The organism is Yersinia aldovae ATCC 35236 (assembly GCF_000173735.1).
Taxonomy (GTDB): Bacteria; Pseudomonadota; Gammaproteobacteria; order Enterobacterales; family Enterobacteriaceae; genus Yersinia; species Yersinia aldovae.
The window spans coordinates 1-16,707 of the sequence record NZ_ACCB01000012.1; the positions used below are offsets into that span (position 1 = coordinate 1).

Below are 16,707 nucleotides of genomic sequence, written 5' to 3' on the forward strand. Positions count from 1 at the left end.
GCCCGCCTGATGGCGGGTTTTGTTTTAGCAGTTTATGGCGTTATTATTCGACCGACTGCGGTTTTGTTGCTGGTGCCGTTGCCTGCGTTGCCGCAGCATGACCACCCGCAGAACCTTTGCCAGCAAAATCAAAGGCTGGACGTTCCCAGTTGCCTTGAGTTGTTGCTTGTGGCGCGTAGTTAGGTGCAGGTGCTTTCGTCATTGGTGCCGAGGCAATGTGTTTGAATACGGCACCATCTGGTTGAGTCATCACGGGGTGCTGAACCGCCACAGTAACCGGAGCAATGCTCACAACAGGCTCTGCTGTGATGGTTTCTTCGCTAATCGTGCCTTCAACGACGGCTTCTGACGCGATAGGCTCTTCAACGATGGTCGCTGCTACCGCCGTTTTTGCAACGCCTTCCGCTATAGTTTGTGCCATGACTGGAGCTTCAACCGCCAGCTCTTCAATAATTGGCGCGGGTTCAGCCGCAGCTACCGTTTCTGGTGCAATTTCTGCAACCGGGGCGGTTTCTTCCACAATCGTTTCTTCAACCACCGTTTCTGCAACCATCGAGTCTACAACAACCACGTCCTCAACCACCGGTTCAACTACTGCAACAGGTGCTCGGCCTGGAACGGCTGCCGCTGAAGATGATGACCCACCCGGTTTGTGTTGTGGTGCCGGTGTCGGGGCTACAGCCTCAACAACGGCGGCCACGACAGGCACTTCTGCCACAACCACGGTAGTGACCGGAGCCTCTATTGCTGCCACTTCAACGGGTTGTTCAACCGGGTTTTCGACGAAAACTTGTTGTTCAATAGGTTGAGCGACCGGATAACGCACCCACACTTTGCCTGATGCCATTTCTGGTGAGGCGAAAGCACCGGCCAGCGGCATGGCCGACTGTGTCGGATAACGCTCGTCACGATAACGGCGGCGGCGCTGACCACTGACACGCAGATGACGTGGTGAACGACGTGAACGACGCGGCATACCATTCTCATTATTGGCATTACGATCGTTTGCACTCTCTTCATCGGCCTGAGCTGTGACCTGTGGCAGTAATTTCACCTCTTCCTGTACGACAGGTGAAGCGATATTAGCAACCGGTGCGCTGATGCTGCTTTCTGGCGCTTTACTTTCCAGAACATTCAACTCGTCATTCGCAGATTGAATTCGAACTTTCTGATTCAATTGGCGACGTTGACGGCGCTGCATAACCTGCTGGCGCTCTTCTTGCTCAGGTTGTACATCCTCAACAACACTTACCTCTGCGACTTCAACTTTCGCTTCGACAGGTGCCTGACGTTTATCATCTTGACGGCGACGTTGACGATCACCACGGCGTTGCGGTTGTTGCTCTTGCGGAGTGTTATCCGCTTCTGCGACATCACTCTGCGCTTGTGGTGCCTGCTGAGTAGGGCGTTTATTGCGGCGCTGGTCTTCACGACCCTCACGGCTCGCAGTGTCGCGGCTGTTATTGTCACGAGAGTTGCTATCGCGAGAACTATTGTCACGGCTATTGTTGTCACGAGAGCTACTGTCACGAGTGCTGTTATCACGGCCTTCACGCGGTGTACGCTCACCCCTATCTTTACGGCCATTATTCTGGCGGCGAGGATTGCGGCGATCGTTACGGCGATTTTCGCTGGTTTCGGTTTTCTCAACTTCTACTGGTTTAACTTCTGCTTCAGTTGACGCTGCGGCGAAGATACCTTTCAGGCCACTGAATAGGCGACTAAAGAAGCCTGGTTGGTCTGTATTGACGGTGGTTGCAGGCTGTGGTGCAACTGTCGCGTTAACACTGGCGACAGCCGGTGCAGCTTCTGGTGGCACTTCTGTTGGCAGAGAGAACGTCGCCAGCGCTGGTTGCTCTGGGCGTTTGCGCTCGATGGCGGCTTCTTCCTGCGGCTGCGCCATTTCTGCTTCATGCAGTTGTGGCAACAAGTAGCTCAGGGAAGGAACTTCCTCACCTTTACGCACCCGTAGGACGGAATAGTGTGGTGTCTGCATCTGATCGTTTGGCACGATCACCGCACGCACGCCACCCTGACGTTTTTCGATAGCATTGACGGATTCGCGCTTTTCGTTCAGCAGATACGAGGCAATCTGTACTGGCACAATGGCGTGAACTTCATGGGTATTTTCTTTCAGCGCTTCTTCTTCAATCAAACGCAGAATAGAAAGTGACAGTGATTCGTTGTCACGGACAGTACCAGTACCGCTACAGCGTGGGCACACATGATGGCTTGACTCACCCAGGGATGGGCTGAGACGCTGACGGGACATTTCCAGCAAACCGAAGCGCGAGATGCGGCCAATCTGGATACGGGCGCGATCTTGACGCACGGCATCACGCAGGCGGTTTTCAACTTCACGCTGATGGCGCACCGGTGTCATGTCGATAAAGTCGATGACGATCAGGCCTCCGAGGTCACGTAAACGCAACTGGCGAGCAATTTCATCGGCGGCTTCAAGGTTGGTATTGAACGCGGTTTCTTCGATATCACCACCACGAGTCGCACGCGCGGAGTTGATATCAATTGCGGTTAGCGCTTCGGTGGAGTCGATAACAATAGATCCGCCGGAAGGCAGGCGCACTTCACGCTGGAAAGCCGATTCAATTTGCGACTCAATCTGGTAGTGGCTGAACAGTGGGATTTCACCGCTGTAAAGCTTGATTTTACTGCTGAAATCCGGGCGGCCCAGAGCAGAAATGTGCTCTTTAGCCAGATCAAGAACCTTAGGGTTATCAATCAGGATTTCGCCAATGTCCGGACGAAGATAATCACGGAAAGCACGGACAATCACGTTACTTTCCTGATGAATCAAGAACGGCGCAGGGCGACCTTCAGCGGCTTTTTTAATCGCATCCCAGTGCTTTAGGCGGAATGATAAGTCCCATTGCAGCGCGTCGGCAGATTTGCCAACCCCAGCAGTACGGACAATCAAACCCATGCCATCAGGCAATTGCAGGGAGGATAGGGCTTCTTTCAATTCTGTACGGTCATCACCTTCGATACGGCGGGAAATACCACCGGCACGAGGATTGTTTGGCATCAGAACCAAATAACTGCCTGCCAGGCTGATGAAAGTAGTGAGTGCGGCACCTTTATTACCACGTTCTTCTTTATCAACCTGAACAATAACTTCCTGGCCTTCGCGCAGCACATCTTTGATGTTTGGGCGGCCATGAGATGAATAGTTACTAGGGAAATATTCGCGAGAAATTTCTTTTAATGGGAGAAAACCATGTCGTTCAGCACCGTAATCAACAAAAGCGGCTTCCAGACTGGGTTCGATTCGGGTGATTTTGCCTTTGTAAATATTCGCTTTTTTCTGTTCATGGCCTGGGCTTTCAATATCCAAGTCATACAGCCGCTGTCCATCTACAAGGGCAACACGCAACTCTTCTTGCTGAGTTGCGTTAATCAACATTCTTTTCATCTTTAACTTACTCGTTATTTTTACATTGGCGTTAGAACTGCGGGCAAAATAACCTCATGGCCGGGTAAACCGATGACCCCGAGTCTTCTCGCAAAGCCGTCAACCTCACGGTTGTCGCCTGCATAGGGGCGCATTATTTCGGTAAGCCTGTGTTTCTTTCTGAAAAACAGCGCTTTTATATAAAGGGCAGCTTCTGAATGTAAGGCAACAGATCTGATCCCACTTGCCGGCCAAGCTGCAACCCGCAGCCCGCTAATTGTTTGATTTCACATTACGTCTTACGCCATTGCTGCGTTTTTGTGTTATCAGACAAAGTTTATTATTCCACAAGTCTCTTGGCCTAACGAGAATCAACGCAGAATTAAGGTCATTATTCCATTGCTGACACTGATATAGCAAGATGACTTTACCTGTCTACGTAAAGATTCTTTTACTGTATTCACAGTGTTGGCGGCTATCGTTGTCTTATTAAACAATAAAAGCGCGCAAACGATATCTTCTAATAGTCAGAATGACAGTTAAGCACAGAAAAAGGGGTGGCGCTAATTCCTCGGTGTATTTAGAATCGCGCCCCATGAAAACGAATAATCCAGTAGTACAATTAATCACCATTTCTGCCGACGAAGCCGGTCAGCGGATCGATAACTTTTTGCTCACTAAATTAAAAGGTGTGCCAAAGAGTATGATTTATCGCATTGTGCGCAAAGGTGAGGTCCGCGTTAATAAAGGCCGCATTAAGCCAGAATATAAATTGGTTGATGGTGATGTGGTGCGAGTGCCACCAGTTCGTGTTGCTGAACGCGAAGAAGTGCAGCTATCCCCTAAATTGGATAAAGTCGCGGCGTTGGCCGATTGCATTTTATTTGAAGATGATTACCTGCTGGTGCTGAATAAACCTTCTGGTACGGCGGTTCATGGTGGCAGTGGTTTAAGTTTTGGTGTCATTGAAGGGTTGCGTGCGCTGCGCCCTGAGGCCCGGTTCCTTGAGTTAGTACATCGCCTTGACCGAGATACCTCAGGTGTGTTGTTGGTGGCGAAGAAGCGTTCTGCGCTGCGTTCGTTGCACGAACAGCTACGTTTGAAAAACATGCAGAAAGATTATCTGGCACTGGTGCGTGGCCAATGGCAGGCACACTGCAAAGCGGTTCAGGCTCCGTTGTTGAAAAATATTATGCAAAGTGGTGAACGTGTGGTGAAGGTCAGCAGCGAAGGCAAACCTTCTGAAACGCGTTTTAAAGTCGAAGAGCGTTTTGAGCACGCGACGTTGGTCAAAGCCAGCCCGATAACCGGCCGTACACACCAGATCCGTGTTCATGCGCTACATGCAGGTCACCCGATTGCTTTTGATGATCGTTATGGTGACCGCGAATTTGATCAACAATTGCAGGGGACGGGATTGCATCGTCTATTTCTTCATGCTGCGGCATTACGTTTTGAACACCCTAATAGCGGTGAAACCATGCGTATTGAAGCACCACTGGATAATCAATTGCGTCACTGCTTGTTGATATTGCGCAAGAAAGCAGCAGAAAATAAAGTGTAGAAATAACGGATAAAAAACAGGGTGTCGTTAAACGTACCCTGTTTTATTTATCTGTTACAGCAGTGGGTTTACCCCTTGTTCAATCAGCATCTGATTGAGGGCAATTAATGGCAAGCCAACCAATGTATTAGGATCTCGGCCGGTCAGTCGTTCAAATAATGTAATCCCTAACCCCTCACTTTTAAAACTTCCGGCACAGTTCCAGGGTTGTTCACGCGTGAGATAACCGTCTATTTCTGCATCCGTTAAGGTACGAAAATAAACATCAAATGTTTCGCAGATGCCATTAATACGGTTATTTGTGCTATCCAGCAACGCCAGACCAGTATAAAAAGTGACACACCGACCACTGGCTTGCTGCAATTGTTTCACTGCATTTTCATAGGTGTGCGGCTTGCCGGTTATTTTTCCGTCAATAACACACACCTGATCCGATCCGATAATAAGATGCTGCGGGTAGCGCTCCGCCAATGAGCGGGCTTTTGAACATGCGAGCCGTTGTACCAGAATATCGGCAGCCTCGTTTGGCATCGGAGTTTCATCTGTTTGCGGTATGGCAGTAATAAAAGGTAATTGCAGTTTTTCCAGCAATGCGCGGCGGTATGATGATGTTGAGGCTAAAACTAATTGCGGCATAATATTTTCCATAAATCGTAGCGTAATTTTATCAGGCATTTTAAACTGTCTGCCGCTTCGGAAGCGAATATTGGTGAAAGGTGCGGTAAAAAGGCCTTTTTCTTTGACTCTATGTCGTTACAAAGTTAATATGCGCGCCCTATGCAAAAGGTAAAATTACCCCTGACCATTGATGCGGTTCGTACCGCTCAGAAACGTTTAGACTACGCAGGTATCTATTCGCCTGAGCAGGTTACTCGAGTAGCCGACTCAGTGGTAAGTGTGGACAGCGATGTCGTGGCCTCATTATCGTTTAATATCGATAATCAGCGCCTGGCGGTCATTACAGGTCTTGCGGACGTCGATGTAACATTGATGTGTCAGCGCTGTGGTAACACGTTTGCACACCATGTTCATACAACGTATTGTTTCAGCCCGGTCGTCAACGATGAGCAGGCTGAGGCATTACCGGAAGCGTACGAGCCGATCGAAGTCGACGAATTTGGCGAAGTTGATCTGCTGGCAATGATTGAAGATGAAATTATTCTTTCACTGCCTGTCGTTCCGGTACATGATTCTGAACACTGTGAAGTGTCCGAGGCGGACATGGTATTTGGTAAACTGCCTCCAGAGGCGGAAAAACCCAATCCATTTGCCGTATTAGCCAGTTTAAAGAAAAGTAATTAAGGAGTAAGGTCAATGGCCGTACAACAGAACAAACCCACTCGTTCCAAACGTGGCATGCGCCGTTCACACGATGCACTGACCACCGCCACGCTGTCTGTGGACAAAACTTCCGGTGAAACTCACCTGCGTCACCACATCACAGCCGACGGTTTCTACCGCGGCCGCAAGGTTATCGGCTGAGTAGTACTTGCTAATCTTTAGCAAGGCGATACCTTGACTTGTCTAACCCTCGCGTTAGATGCAATGGGTGGGGATTTCGGTCCCCACGTCACAGTGCCTGCTTCATTGCAGGCGCTGGCCTCTAATCCACAGCTTAAACTTCTGCTGGTCGGGAACCCCGACACCCTCACTCCGTTACTTGTTAATGCCGATCCTTTGTTGCTGGAGAGGTTACAGATAATTCCCGCTGAGCAGGTTATTGCCAGCGATGCTAAACCCTCACAAGCGATTCGTGCCAGTCGTGGCACCTCAATGCGTATTGCATTGGAGCTTGTCAAAAACGGCGATGCGGCAGCTTGTGTGAGTGCAGGGAATACCGGAGCATTGATGGGGTTGGCGAAGATGCTGATTAAGCCATTGGATGGGATAGAACGCCCGGCGTTAATGACGGTGATTCCCAATCAACAACGTAGCAAAACCGTGGTACTGGATTTGGGCGCGAATGTTGAGTGTGATAGCACGATGTTAGTGCAATTCGCCGTCATGGGGGCGGTGATGGCAGAAGAAGTTGTTGGAATAGCGCATCCCCGTGTTGCTTTGCTGAATATTGGCGAAGAGGAAACCAAGGGATTGGATAATATCCGCGAAGCCGCCGCAGTATTAAAAAATACACCGGCTATCAACTATATTGGTTATCTGGAGGGCAATGATTTGCTCACAGGTAAGACTGATGTGATGGTTTGTGACGGCTTCGTGGGTAACGTCACCTTAAAGACTATGGAAGGTGTGATAAGAGTGTTCTTGTCACTGCTCAAATCATCGGGCGAAGGCAGCAAACAGTCGTGGTGGCTTAAGCTCATCGGCCGTTGGCTGCAAAAACGCGTGGCGAAGCGGTTCGGTCATTTGAACCCCGACCAGTATAATGGTGCATGTCTGTTAGGATTACGGGGCATTGTAATCAAGAGCCATGGTGCTGCGAATCAACGTGCATTCGCAGTTGCTATCGAACAGGCGGTACAGGCGGTGCAGCGGCAAGTTCCTGAAAGAATTGCCGCGCGCCTTGAAGCGGTTTTACCCAAGAGTGACTGATCGTCCATGTATACTAAGATTCTCGGTACGGGGAGTTATCTGCCCGCACAAGTACGCAGCAATGCTGATTTAGAAAAAATGGTGGATACGACGGACGAGTGGATTGTCACCCGTACAGGTATTCGTGAACGGCGTATCGCTGGTCTGGACGAAACCGTCGCAAGCATGGCTTTCCAGGCGGCAAACAACGCGCTGGAAATGGCCGGTATTGATAAAAATGATATTGGGCTAATTATCATTGCAACGACGTCTTCAAGCCATGCATTTCCAAGTTCGGCCTGCCAGGTTCAGCAGATGCTGGGCATCAAAGATGCCGCTTCGTTTGATTTGGCGGCGGCATGTGCCGGTTTCACCTATGCGCTGAGTGTTGCGGATCAGTACGTCAAGAGCGGTGCGGTTAAGCACGCTCTGGTGATTGGTTCAGATATGCTCTCTCGGGCGTTGAACCCCGAGGATCGTGGCACTATCATATTATTCGGTGATGGTGCTGGTGCGGTAGTCTTAGGTGCATCAGAAGAGCCAGGTATTCTTTCGACCCACTTACATGCCGATGGCAAGTACGGCGAGTTGCTCGCACTGCCGTATCAGGATCGCCAACATCAAGACCAGCCAGCTTATGTCACGATGGCGGGTAATGAAGTGTTTAAAGTTGCGGTAACTGAGCTTGCCCACATTGTGGATGAGACATTACAAGCCAATAATCTGGATCGCACGGCGCTGGATTGGTTAGTACCGCATCAGGCGAACCTGCGTATTATCAGCGCCACGGCTAAAAAATTAGGCATGGGGATGGATAAAGTGGTGGTCACGCTCGATCGTCATGGCAACACCTCTGCTGCATCGGTCCCTGCGGCGCTGGACGAAGCGGTACGAGATGGGCGCATACAACGTGGGCAGTTAGTGCTACTGGAAGCGTTTGGCGGCGGCTTTACCTGGGGTTCCGCGCTGGTTCGTTTTTGATTTAACAGGCAGTTTTTTGTTTAACGGGAAAGCAAAATGTCGAAATTTGCAATGGTATTTCCAGGCCAGGGTTCGCAATCCCTTGGCATGCTGGCTGATTTGGCCGCACAATTTCCGATAGTTGAAGCGACCTTCAGTGAAGCGTCGTCTGTTCTGGGTTACGACCTCTGGCAGTTGGTCCAACAAGGCCCGGCAGAAGAACTGAACAAAACCTGGCAGACGCAGCCGGCGCTGCTCACGGCTTCCGTGGCTATTTGGCGCGTCTGGCAGCACCAAGGTGGTAAACCGCCTGCGCTGATGGCAGGCCATAGCTTGGGTGAATACTCAGCGCTGGTGTGTGCTGGTGTGCTAGATTTCAAACAGGCGGTTAGCTTAGTTGAATTGCGCGGCAAGCTGATGCAAGAAGCAGTTCCTGAAGGTACTGGTGCGATGTACGCGATTATTGGTCTGGATAACGATGCCATTGCTAAAGCCTGTGAAGCATCAGCTCAAGGTCAGGTTGTCTCGCCGGTAAACTTTAACTCACCAGGTCAGGTGGTTATTGCGGGCAACAAAGAGGCAGTAGAACGCGCAGGTGCTGCTTGTAAAACCGCCGGTGCCAAACGTGCCTTGCCATTGCCGGTCAGTGTGCCCTCCCATTGTGCGTTGATGAAACCTGCAGCGGATAGACTGGCTGAAGCGTTGGAAAACATTGAATTCCAGGCACCTGTCTTCCCAGTGGTAAACAATGTGGATGTGAAAGCTGAAGTCTCACCAGAGGCTATCCGTAGCGCGTTGGTGCGTCAGCTCTATAACCCGGTACGTTGGACTGAAAGTGTTGAATTCATCGCAGCAGAAGGTGTTGAGCTGCTGCTAGAAGTAGGGCCGGGTAAGGTCTTGACGGGTTTGACCAAGCGTATCGTCGATACTCTGGTTGCAGCACCGGTAAACGATGTTGCTACACTGACCAGTGCGCTTGAAAACGAAGAAAGAGGGTAACATGAGCTTCGAAGGACAAATTGCGCTGGTAACCGGCGCGAGCCGCGGTATTGGCCGTGCGATTGCAGAATTATTGGCTGAACGTGGTGCCCGTGTTATTGGTACCGCGACCAGTGAAAAGGGCGCAGAAGCCATTAGTGCCTATCTGGGTAAGAGTGGCAAAGGCTATATGTTGAACGTCGTTGACCCTGCGTCAATCGCGTCTGTATTGACAGCGATTCGTGCGGAATTTGGCGAAGTTGACATTTTAGTTAATAATGCAGGTATTACGCGTGATAACCTGCTGATGCGTATGAAGGACGAAGAGTGGCAAGATATTATTGACACTGATCTGACTTCCGTATTCCGTCTGTCAAAAGCGGTAATGCGCGCTATGATGAAAAAGCGGTTTGGGCGTATCATTACCATCGGTTCTGTAGTTGGGACTATGGGCAATGCAGGGCAGGTTAACTACGCGGCAGCTAAAGCGGGTCTGATCGGTTTTAGCAAGTCTTTGGCGCGTGAGGTGGCTTCACGTGGCATTACTGTCAACGTTGTGGCACCTGGCTTTATTGAGACGGACATGACGACGGCGTTGACAGATGAACATCGCGCAGGCATTTTAGCCCAAGTACCAGCTAACCGGCTTGGGCAGGCTAAAGAAATCGCCAGTGCTGTTGCATTTTTAGCCTCTGACGAGGCCAGCTATATTTCTGGTGAAACGTTACATGTCAATGGCGGCATGTATATGATTTAAAAATCACGAAAGTATTTGCATTATTTGGGGTGAAAACCGCAAAATAGCGTAAAATCGTGGTTTGACCAGCCGAGATTTAGTTGCATCTTTTTCAACATTTTATACACTACGAAAACCATCGCGAAAGCGAGTTTTGATAGGAAATTTAAGAGTATGAGCACTATCGAAGAACGCGTTAAGAAAATCATCGTTGAACAACTGGGTGTTAAAGAAGACGAAGTGAAGAACAGTGCTTCTTTCGTTGAAGATCTTGGCGCGGATTCTCTGGACACCGTTGAGCTGGTAATGGCTCTGGAAGAAGAATTTGATACTGAGATTCCAGACGAAGAAGCAGAGAAAATCACTACTGTTCAGGCAGCTATTGATTTTATCAACGCTAACCAGCAGTAAGCGAACATGCTTTAAGTTTAGATAGTTAGGCGGTCACTCGACCGCCTAAGTTTTTTTTGTCCTAGTGTTATTTTTCCCTCCCTGGAGGACAACCGTGTCTAAGCGTCGAGTTGTTGTGACGGGACTGGGCATGTTGTCTCCTGTCGGTAATACAGTCGAATCCACATGGAAAGCTGTTCTTGCCGGGCAGAGTGGCATCAGCCTGATCAACCATTTTGATACTAGTGCCTATGCAACACGATTTGCTGGCGTAGTAAAAGATTTTAATTGTGAAGATTACATTTCGCGTAAAGATGCACGCAAGATGGACGCTTTCATACAGTACGGTATTGTTGCTGGCATACAAGCCATGCAAGATTCAGGGCTTGAAATAACTGAAGCCAATGCTCCTCGTATCGGTGCCGCGATTGGTTCTGGTATTGGTGGGTTGGGTCTGATTGAAGAGAACCACAGCGCACTGATGAATGGTGGGCCACGTAAAATTAGCCCATTCTTTGTGCCTTCAACCATTGTTAACATGATTGCCGGCCATCTGACCATTATGTTCGGTATGCGTGGGCCAAGCATCTCTATCGCGACGGCTTGTACTTCTGGTGTGCATAACATCGGTCAGGCAGCACGTATCATTGCTTACAATGATGCTGACGTCATGCTGGCTGGTGGCGCTGAAAAAGCCAGTACCCCATTGGGTGTCGGTGGTTTTGGTGCCGCTCGTGCATTATCTACTCGCAACGATAAACCAGAGGCTGCAAGTCGCCCGTGGGATAAAGACCGTGACGGTTTCGTGCTGGGTGATGGTGCAGGCATGATGGTACTGGAAGAGTACGAACACGCGAAGAAACGTGGTGCAAAAATCTACGCAGAAGTTGTGGGTTTTGGTATGAGCAGCGATGCTTATCATATGACCTCTCCACCAGAAGATGGTGCAGGCGCAGCTTTGGCAATGGTGAATGCATTACGTGATGCGGGTGTGAGCACCTCTCAAATCGGTTATATCAATGCCCACGGCACGTCAACGCCTGCTGGCGATAAAGCTGAAACGCAGGCCGTTAAGTCTGTATTTGGTGAAAATACCAAAGTGATGGTTAGTTCCACCAAATCCATGACTGGGCACTTGTTAGGTGCAGCAGGTGCAGTTGAGTCGATCTTCACTGTGCTGGCTCTGCGTGATCAAGCCATCCCACCAACCATTAATCTGGATAACCCAGATGCAGGTTGTGATTTGGATTTTGTTCCGCATGAAGCCCGTCAGACGAAAGGCATGGAATACACTTTGTGTAACTCCTTCGGTTTCGGCGGCACTAACGGTTCTTTGGTATTCCGCAAGGTATAATCATTGCTGTTGGCGTCCTGCTATTGAAAAGGCCCGTTCTTCGGGTCTTTTTTTAATCTAATTGCACCTCACACATAAAATCCCGCTATAACGGCCCCGGTTACTGATAAATCAGACGATATCCATTGCCTGCCTAACGGCTAAAATCTGCTACTGTCAGGGCATTTTTGTCTGTAGAGTCATTATATGCATGACAACGGTCTGTCTGATAGACGAAACCCATCTGATTTAAAGAGAATCTGAATGTTTTGGATTAATGGCGTAGAGCAAAGTTTGATATCGGTTTCAGACCGCTCGGTGCAGTTTGGTGATGGCTGTTTTACGACCGCTCGGATATATAACGGTCAAATAGTCTGGCTTGATCAGCATATACAGCGCTTGCAGCGCGCGACTGAACGTCTTCTTATGCCACCTGTGAACTGGGTTGTATTAAGAACAGAAATGCTTAATGCGGCACAACAGACTGAAAATGCGGTGCTGAAAGTGATCATCAGCCGTGGCAGTGGTGGGCGAGGTTACAGCGGTACAGCCTGCCAGCATCCGACTCGTATTATTTATCTGAGTGATTACCCAGCTCATTATCATCGCTGGCGAGAGATAGGTGTCTCATTGGCACTTAGCCCGATACCGTTGGCGCGTAGCCCGTTGCTGGCGGGGGTTAAGCACTTAAATCGGTTGGAACAAGTACTGATTCGCACACATCTTGAGCAGACAACCGCTGAAGAGGCGCTGGTGCTTGACACTAACGGTATGCTGGTAGAATGCTGTGCGGCTAATTTATTCTGGCGCAAAGGGGAGCGCGTCTATACGCCAGACCTCAGTCAGTCGGGCGTTGATGGTATTATGCGCCAGCGAATTATGACCTTTCTGGCCGCACAGGGAACCCCTGTCAACATTGTTTCGCAGCCCTTAGAAACACTGGCTGATGCGGATGAAGTCATGGTCTGCAATGCGTTGATGCCCCTGCTGCCGGTAAATCGTGCCGACCAATGGGCCTACAGTTCACGGCGGCTGTTTGAGTCTCTGAGTCTAGTATTGCTGTGATGTTTAAGTGATGCGGGTTAAAATAATCCACTGTTATATATCATTATTATATTTAATTTAAAGATGGCTGCCCGATGAAAATAAAAAGTACCAGAACATTAATCCTGTTTGTTGCCGCCTGTTTGGGGTTACTGCTGCTGGGTTATCAGAAAGTTCAAGATTTTGCCGATCAGCCATTGGCTATCCAGCAAGAGACTATTTTTACCCTTCCTGCGGGCACCGGGCGGGTGGCACTGGAGAATTTGCTACAACGTGATGGTCTAATTAAAAATACCCGTTTATTCCCCTGGCTGTTGCGCATTGAACCAGAGTTAGCCAAGTTTAAAGCTGGGACCTATCGTTTTCTGCCGGGAATGACGGTACGGCAAATGCTGGAGCTGCTCGCCAGTGGCAAAGAAGCACAATTCACGGTGCGTTTTATTGAAGGAAAGCGGCTGCGTGATTGGATGGATGAATTACAACAATCAAAATATATAAAGCATGTATTGGACGGGAAGAGTGATGCCGAAATTGCGGTATTACTGGGATTAAAGGACAGCGAACATCCTGAAGGCTGGCTCTATCCTGACACCTATTCATATACTGCCGGAACCACTGATTTGACATTACTCAAACGCGCTCATTCGAAGATGGTGAAGACCGTTGATGAGATCTGGCAAGGGCGGGATCAGTCTCTGCCTTATAAAACGCCCGCTGAGTTGGTCACGATGGCCTCAATCATCGAAAAAGAAACGGCGGTCAATGAAGAGCGCACTAAAGTGGCATCGGTGTTTATCAACCGAATGCGCATTGGGATGCGGCTGCAAACTGATCCGACGGTTATCTACGGCATGGGTGATAAATATAACGGTAACATTAGCCGTAAAGACTTAGAAACGCCTACACCTTATAATACTTACGTGATTTCAGGCTTGCCGCCAACGCCGATTGCCATGCCGGGCCTGGCATCGTTGACGGCGGCTGCGCATCCGGCCAAAACGCCTTACCTCTATTTTGTGGCGGACGGTAAAGGCGGGCATACATTTACCACCAATTTAGCCAGTCATAACCAAGCGGTGCGCGTTTATCGCCAGTCGCTAAAGGATAAGAATGAACAGTAAATTTATCGTTATTGAAGGGCTTGAAGGGGCAGGGAAAACCACCGCCAGAGATACCGTGGTTGCCACATTGCGCGCTCAAGGGATTAACGATATCGTCTTTACCCGCGAACCGGGAGGCACGCCGCTGGCAGAAAAACTGCGTGACTTGATCAAACAGGGCATTGATGGTGAGGTTCTGACCGACAAAGCCGAAGTGCTGATGCTCTACGCCGCTCGTGTGCAATTAGTTGAAAATGTAATCAAACCTGCACTGGCGCGTGGCAGTTGGGTGGTTGGCGATCGCCATGATTTGTCCTCACAAGCCTATCAGGGCGGTGGGCGTGGCATTGACAGCCAATTGATGGCGTCGCTGCGTGACACGGTATTAGGGGCTTTCCGCCCTGATCTGACCTTATATCTTGATTTGCCGCCAGTCATTGGGCTGGAACGTGCTCGCGCACGCGGTGAGTTGGATCGCATCGAGCAAGAGTCGTTGGCGTTCTTTGAACGCACCAGAGCACGCTACCTTGAACTGGCCGCCGCCGATGCCAGCATTAAAACCATTGATGCTTCTGTACCGCTTGAACAGGTGAGTGCCGCTATCAGCCAGGTACTGCAACACTGGTTGGCAACGCAGGACGTGGTGTAATGAAGTGGTATCCGTGGCTTACAGTTCCTTATCGTCAGTGGGTGGGGCAGCATACAGCCGGGCGCGGGCACCACGCATTATTACTGCACTCCTTGCCCGGCAATGGTGAGGAAGCGCTGATTTACGGCCTGAGCCGCTGGCTGATGTGCCGACAGCGGCAAGGTGAGAAAAGCTGCGGTGAATGCCATAGCTGCCGTCTGATGCTGGCGGGCAACCACCCAGATTGGTACGTGCTGTCGCCGGAGAAGGGCAAAAACAGTATTGGTGTCGAACTGGTGCGCCAGCAGATAGAAAAACTCTATTCCCATGCGCAACAAGGCGGGGCTAAAGTGGTGTGGTTACCCCATGCCGAATTACTGACTGATGCTGCTGCGAATGCGTTGTTGAAAACACTGGAAGAGCCACCGGAAAAAACCTATTTCTTGCTCGATTGCCATCAGCCGGCCAGCTTGTTAGCCACCCTGCGCAGCCGTTGTTTCTATTGGCATCTGGCTTGCCCTGATACGGCGACCAGCTTGCAATGGTTGAATCGGCAATTGACGGCAGAGCCAGTTGCAATGCTGACTGCGCTTAAATTGAGTGAGGGAGCACCGCTGGCGGCAGAGCGCTTGTTGCAACCTGAGCGGTGGAGTCTGCGTTCTGCGCTGTGTGCTGCATTGGGTGCCGCACTCAGCAGCATGGACTTACTCTCAATGATGGCACAATTAAACCACGATGACGCCACCGAGCGCCTGCAATGGGTCGCTTCATTACTGCTGGACGCATTGAAGTGGCAGCAGGGCGCGGGTGAGTTTATGGTTAATCAGGATCAATTGCTGTTGGTGCAACAATTAGCACAAGTGGCCACTCCTCCAGTGCTGCTCCACTCAACGAAACAACTGGCTAAGTGTCATCACCAATTATTATCGGTGGTCGGTGTTAACCGCGAATTGTTACTCACCGAGTTTTTACTTAGCTGGGAAACCGCGCTGTCCACGGGCACTTATTCCACGTCACCTTGATTAAATACTCAAAGTAGAAGAGTTTAATATTATGTTGTTAGTCGATTCACACTGCCATCTCGATAGCCTTGATTACCAGACGTTACACAGTAGCGTTGATGATGTATTAGCCAAAGCCAATGCGCGGGATGTGGGTTTTGTACTGGCCGTTGCCACCACCTTGCCGGGTTTTACCGCGATGACGGCACTTATTGGCGAGCGGAAAAATGTCGCGTTCTCCTGTGGCGTGCATCCACTCAATCTTGACGGCGGTTATGATTTTCAGCAGCTCAGGGCGCTTGCGGCAGCGGATAAGGTGGTTGCGCTAGGGGAAACCGGGCTGGATTACTTTTATCAGCAAGACAATATTCCGCTGCAACAAGCCTCTTTCCGTGAACATATTCGTATTGGCCGCGAATTAAATAAACCGGTCATTGTACACACTCGCGATGCTCGCGAAGACACACTTGCCATCTTGCATGAAGAACAGGCCCAAGAGTGTGGCGGGGTTTTACATTGCTTTACAGAAGACAAAGCCACGGCTGGAACACTGTTGGATCTCGGTTTTTACATCTCGTTCTCAGGAATTCTCACCTTTCGTAACGCCGACCAACTACGTGAAGTCGCTCGCTATGTGCCATTGGACCGGCTGTTGGTCGAAACCGATTCGCCTTATCTGGCACCGGTTCCGCACCGTGGTAAAGAGAACCAACCAGCCTATGTGCGTGATGTTGCAGAATATATTGCAGTACTGAAGGGGATCAGCCTTGAATCCTTAGCCCAAGCCACCACAGACAACTTCTGCCGGTTATTTCATCTGGACTCTGCGCGGCTGACCAGTGGAACGCCCCAACTTCCTTAATAATACTTTTTTTTAAGCTCGTAATTAATCGTCGAAACGAGTAATGTTCTCACCCAATTTAGTGGGTGAGGGCAGGTCTTGTTGACGTTTTTTTACAAAAAATGCGCGATTTGATGCAAGTTAAGCGCTTTCTTGAAAGAAACGTGACTGCCATCAAACATTAAGCAGGCTAT

The 16,707-nt window shown here is 49.9% G+C and carries 15 protein-coding genes and 1 pseudogene; 14 read left to right on the forward strand and 2 right to left on the reverse strand.

Features of this window, described 5'->3' with window-relative positions; translation table 11 throughout:
- Positions 1-43: 43 nt before the first annotated feature.
- Positions 44-3,430 carry a ribonuclease E gene (rne, locus tag YALDO0001_RS07435; protein ID WP_042839554.1) on the reverse strand — a complete coding sequence of 1,129 codons (3,387 nt, stop codon included), beginning with the start codon at positions 3,428-3,430 and terminating at the stop codon, positions 44-46.
- Positions 3,431-4,004: 574 nt separating this feature from the next.
- Here rne and rluC point away from each other — a divergent pair.
- Complete coding sequence (gene rluC, locus YALDO0001_RS07440; protein ID WP_004701525.1) at positions 4,005-4,973, forward strand: 23S rRNA pseudouridine(955/2504/2580) synthase RluC; 969 nt, start codon at positions 4,005-4,007, stop codon at positions 4,971-4,973.
- A gap of 54 nt (positions 4,974-5,027) precedes the next feature.
- Here the strand turns inward: rluC and YALDO0001_RS07445 are convergent, their stop codons facing one another.
- Positions 5,028-5,609 (reverse strand): Maf family protein, encoded by a 582-nt coding sequence (locus YALDO0001_RS07445; protein ID WP_042839570.1) that lies wholly within the window; start codon positions 5,607-5,609, stop codon positions 5,028-5,030.
- A 141-nt stretch (positions 5,610-5,750) separates the two neighbouring features.
- On the opposite strand from YALDO0001_RS07445, the gene yceD reads away from it, so the two are divergent.
- From yceD to YALDO0001_RS07510, 13 genes and pseudogenes are all read left to right on the forward strand, one after another.
- Positions 5,751-6,275: a 23S rRNA accumulation protein YceD gene (gene yceD / locus YALDO0001_RS07450; RefSeq protein WP_004701529.1), complete on the forward strand. Its 525-nt coding sequence runs from the start codon at positions 5,751-5,753 to the stop codon at positions 6,273-6,275.
- Between the two features lie 12 nt (positions 6,276-6,287).
- Positions 6,288-6,455, forward strand: a complete 168-nt coding sequence (rpmF, locus tag YALDO0001_RS07455; protein ID WP_002210931.1) for a 50S ribosomal protein L32 — start codon at positions 6,288-6,290, stop codon at positions 6,453-6,455.
- A 33-nt stretch (positions 6,456-6,488) separates the two neighbouring features.
- A complete protein-coding gene (plsX, locus tag YALDO0001_RS07460) occupies positions 6,489-7,523 on the forward strand; it encodes a phosphate acyltransferase PlsX (protein ID WP_071841487.1) in 1,035 nt (344 codons plus the stop codon).
- Positions 7,524-7,529: 6 nt separating this feature from the next.
- Entirely contained in the window at positions 7,530-8,483 is a 954-nt protein-coding gene (locus tag YALDO0001_RS07465; protein ID WP_004701534.1) for a beta-ketoacyl-ACP synthase III, read from the forward strand.
- A gap of 36 nt (positions 8,484-8,519) precedes the next feature.
- Positions 8,520-9,461, forward strand: a complete 942-nt coding sequence (gene fabD / locus YALDO0001_RS07470) for an ACP S-malonyltransferase (protein WP_042839555.1) — start codon at positions 8,520-8,522, stop codon at positions 9,459-9,461.
- Between the two features lies 1 nt (position 9,462).
- A complete protein-coding gene (gene fabG, locus YALDO0001_RS07475) occupies positions 9,463-10,197 on the forward strand; it encodes a 3-oxoacyl-ACP reductase FabG (protein WP_004701537.1) in 735 nt (244 codons plus the stop codon).
- A 153-nt stretch (positions 10,198-10,350) separates the two neighbouring features.
- Positions 10,351-10,587, forward strand: a complete 237-nt coding sequence (gene acpP, locus YALDO0001_RS07480) for an acyl carrier protein (protein ID WP_002220787.1) — start codon at positions 10,351-10,353, stop codon at positions 10,585-10,587.
- Between the two features lie 94 nt (positions 10,588-10,681).
- Entirely contained in the window at positions 10,682-11,920 is a 1,239-nt protein-coding gene (gene fabF / locus YALDO0001_RS07485; protein WP_042839556.1) for a beta-ketoacyl-ACP synthase II, read from the forward strand.
- Positions 11,921-12,163: 243 nt separating this feature from the next.
- Positions 12,164-12,971 (forward strand): annotated as a pseudogene (pabC, locus tag YALDO0001_RS07490) (aminodeoxychorismate lyase).
- 67 nt (positions 12,972-13,038) lie between these two features.
- On the forward strand, positions 13,039-14,064 hold the full coding sequence (gene mltG, locus YALDO0001_RS07495; protein WP_004701545.1) for an endolytic transglycosylase MltG: 1,026 nt from the start codon (positions 13,039-13,041) through the stop codon (positions 14,062-14,064).
- Positions 14,054-14,692: a dTMP kinase gene (tmk, locus tag YALDO0001_RS07500; protein ID WP_042546225.1), complete on the forward strand. Its 639-nt coding sequence runs from the start codon at positions 14,054-14,056 to the stop codon at positions 14,690-14,692. The genes mltG and tmk overlap by 11 nt, the downstream gene beginning before the upstream one ends.
- Entirely contained in the window at positions 14,692-15,693 is a 1,002-nt protein-coding gene (gene holB / locus YALDO0001_RS07505) for a DNA polymerase III subunit delta' (RefSeq protein ID WP_004701547.1), read from the forward strand. The genes tmk and holB overlap by 1 nt, the downstream gene beginning before the upstream one ends.
- 31 nt (positions 15,694-15,724) lie before the next feature.
- Positions 15,725-16,534: a metal-dependent hydrolase gene (locus YALDO0001_RS07510; protein WP_004701549.1), complete on the forward strand. Its 810-nt coding sequence runs from the start codon at positions 15,725-15,727 to the stop codon at positions 16,532-16,534.
- Positions 16,535-16,707 lie beyond the last annotated feature (173 nt).

Coding starts and splice junctions, on each gene's coding strand:
- YALDO0001_RS07445 (WP_042839570.1), bottom strand. CDS start 5,609: ATGCCGCAATTAGTTTTAGCCTCAACATCATCATACCGCCGCGCATTG.
- mltG (WP_004701545.1), top strand. CDS start 13,039: ATGAAAATAAAAAGTACCAGAACATTAATCCTGTTTGTTGCCGCCTGT.
- rluC (WP_004701525.1), top strand. CDS start 4,005: ATGAAAACGAATAATCCAGTAGTACAATTAATCACCATTTCTGCCGAC.
- YALDO0001_RS07465 (WP_004701534.1), top strand. CDS start 7,530: ATGTATACTAAGATTCTCGGTACGGGGAGTTATCTGCCCGCACAAGTA.
- rne (WP_042839554.1), bottom strand. CDS start 3,430: ATGAAAAGAATGTTGATTAACGCAACTCAGCAAGAAGAGTTGCGTGTT.
- tmk (WP_042546225.1), top strand. CDS start 14,054: ATGAACAGTAAATTTATCGTTATTGAAGGGCTTGAAGGGGCAGGGAAA.
- fabD (WP_042839555.1), top strand. CDS start 8,520: ATGTCGAAATTTGCAATGGTATTTCCAGGCCAGGGTTCGCAATCCCTT.
- acpP (WP_002220787.1), top strand. CDS start 10,351: ATGAGCACTATCGAAGAACGCGTTAAGAAAATCATCGTTGAACAACTG.
- YALDO0001_RS07510 (WP_004701549.1), top strand. CDS start 15,725: ATGTTGTTAGTCGATTCACACTGCCATCTCGATAGCCTTGATTACCAG.
- yceD (WP_004701529.1), top strand. CDS start 5,751: ATGCAAAAGGTAAAATTACCCCTGACCATTGATGCGGTTCGTACCGCT.
- fabG (WP_004701537.1), top strand. CDS start 9,463: ATGAGCTTCGAAGGACAAATTGCGCTGGTAACCGGCGCGAGCCGCGGT.
- holB (WP_004701547.1), top strand. CDS start 14,692: ATGAAGTGGTATCCGTGGCTTACAGTTCCTTATCGTCAGTGGGTGGGG.
- rpmF (WP_002210931.1), top strand. CDS start 6,288: ATGGCCGTACAACAGAACAAACCCACTCGTTCCAAACGTGGCATGCGC.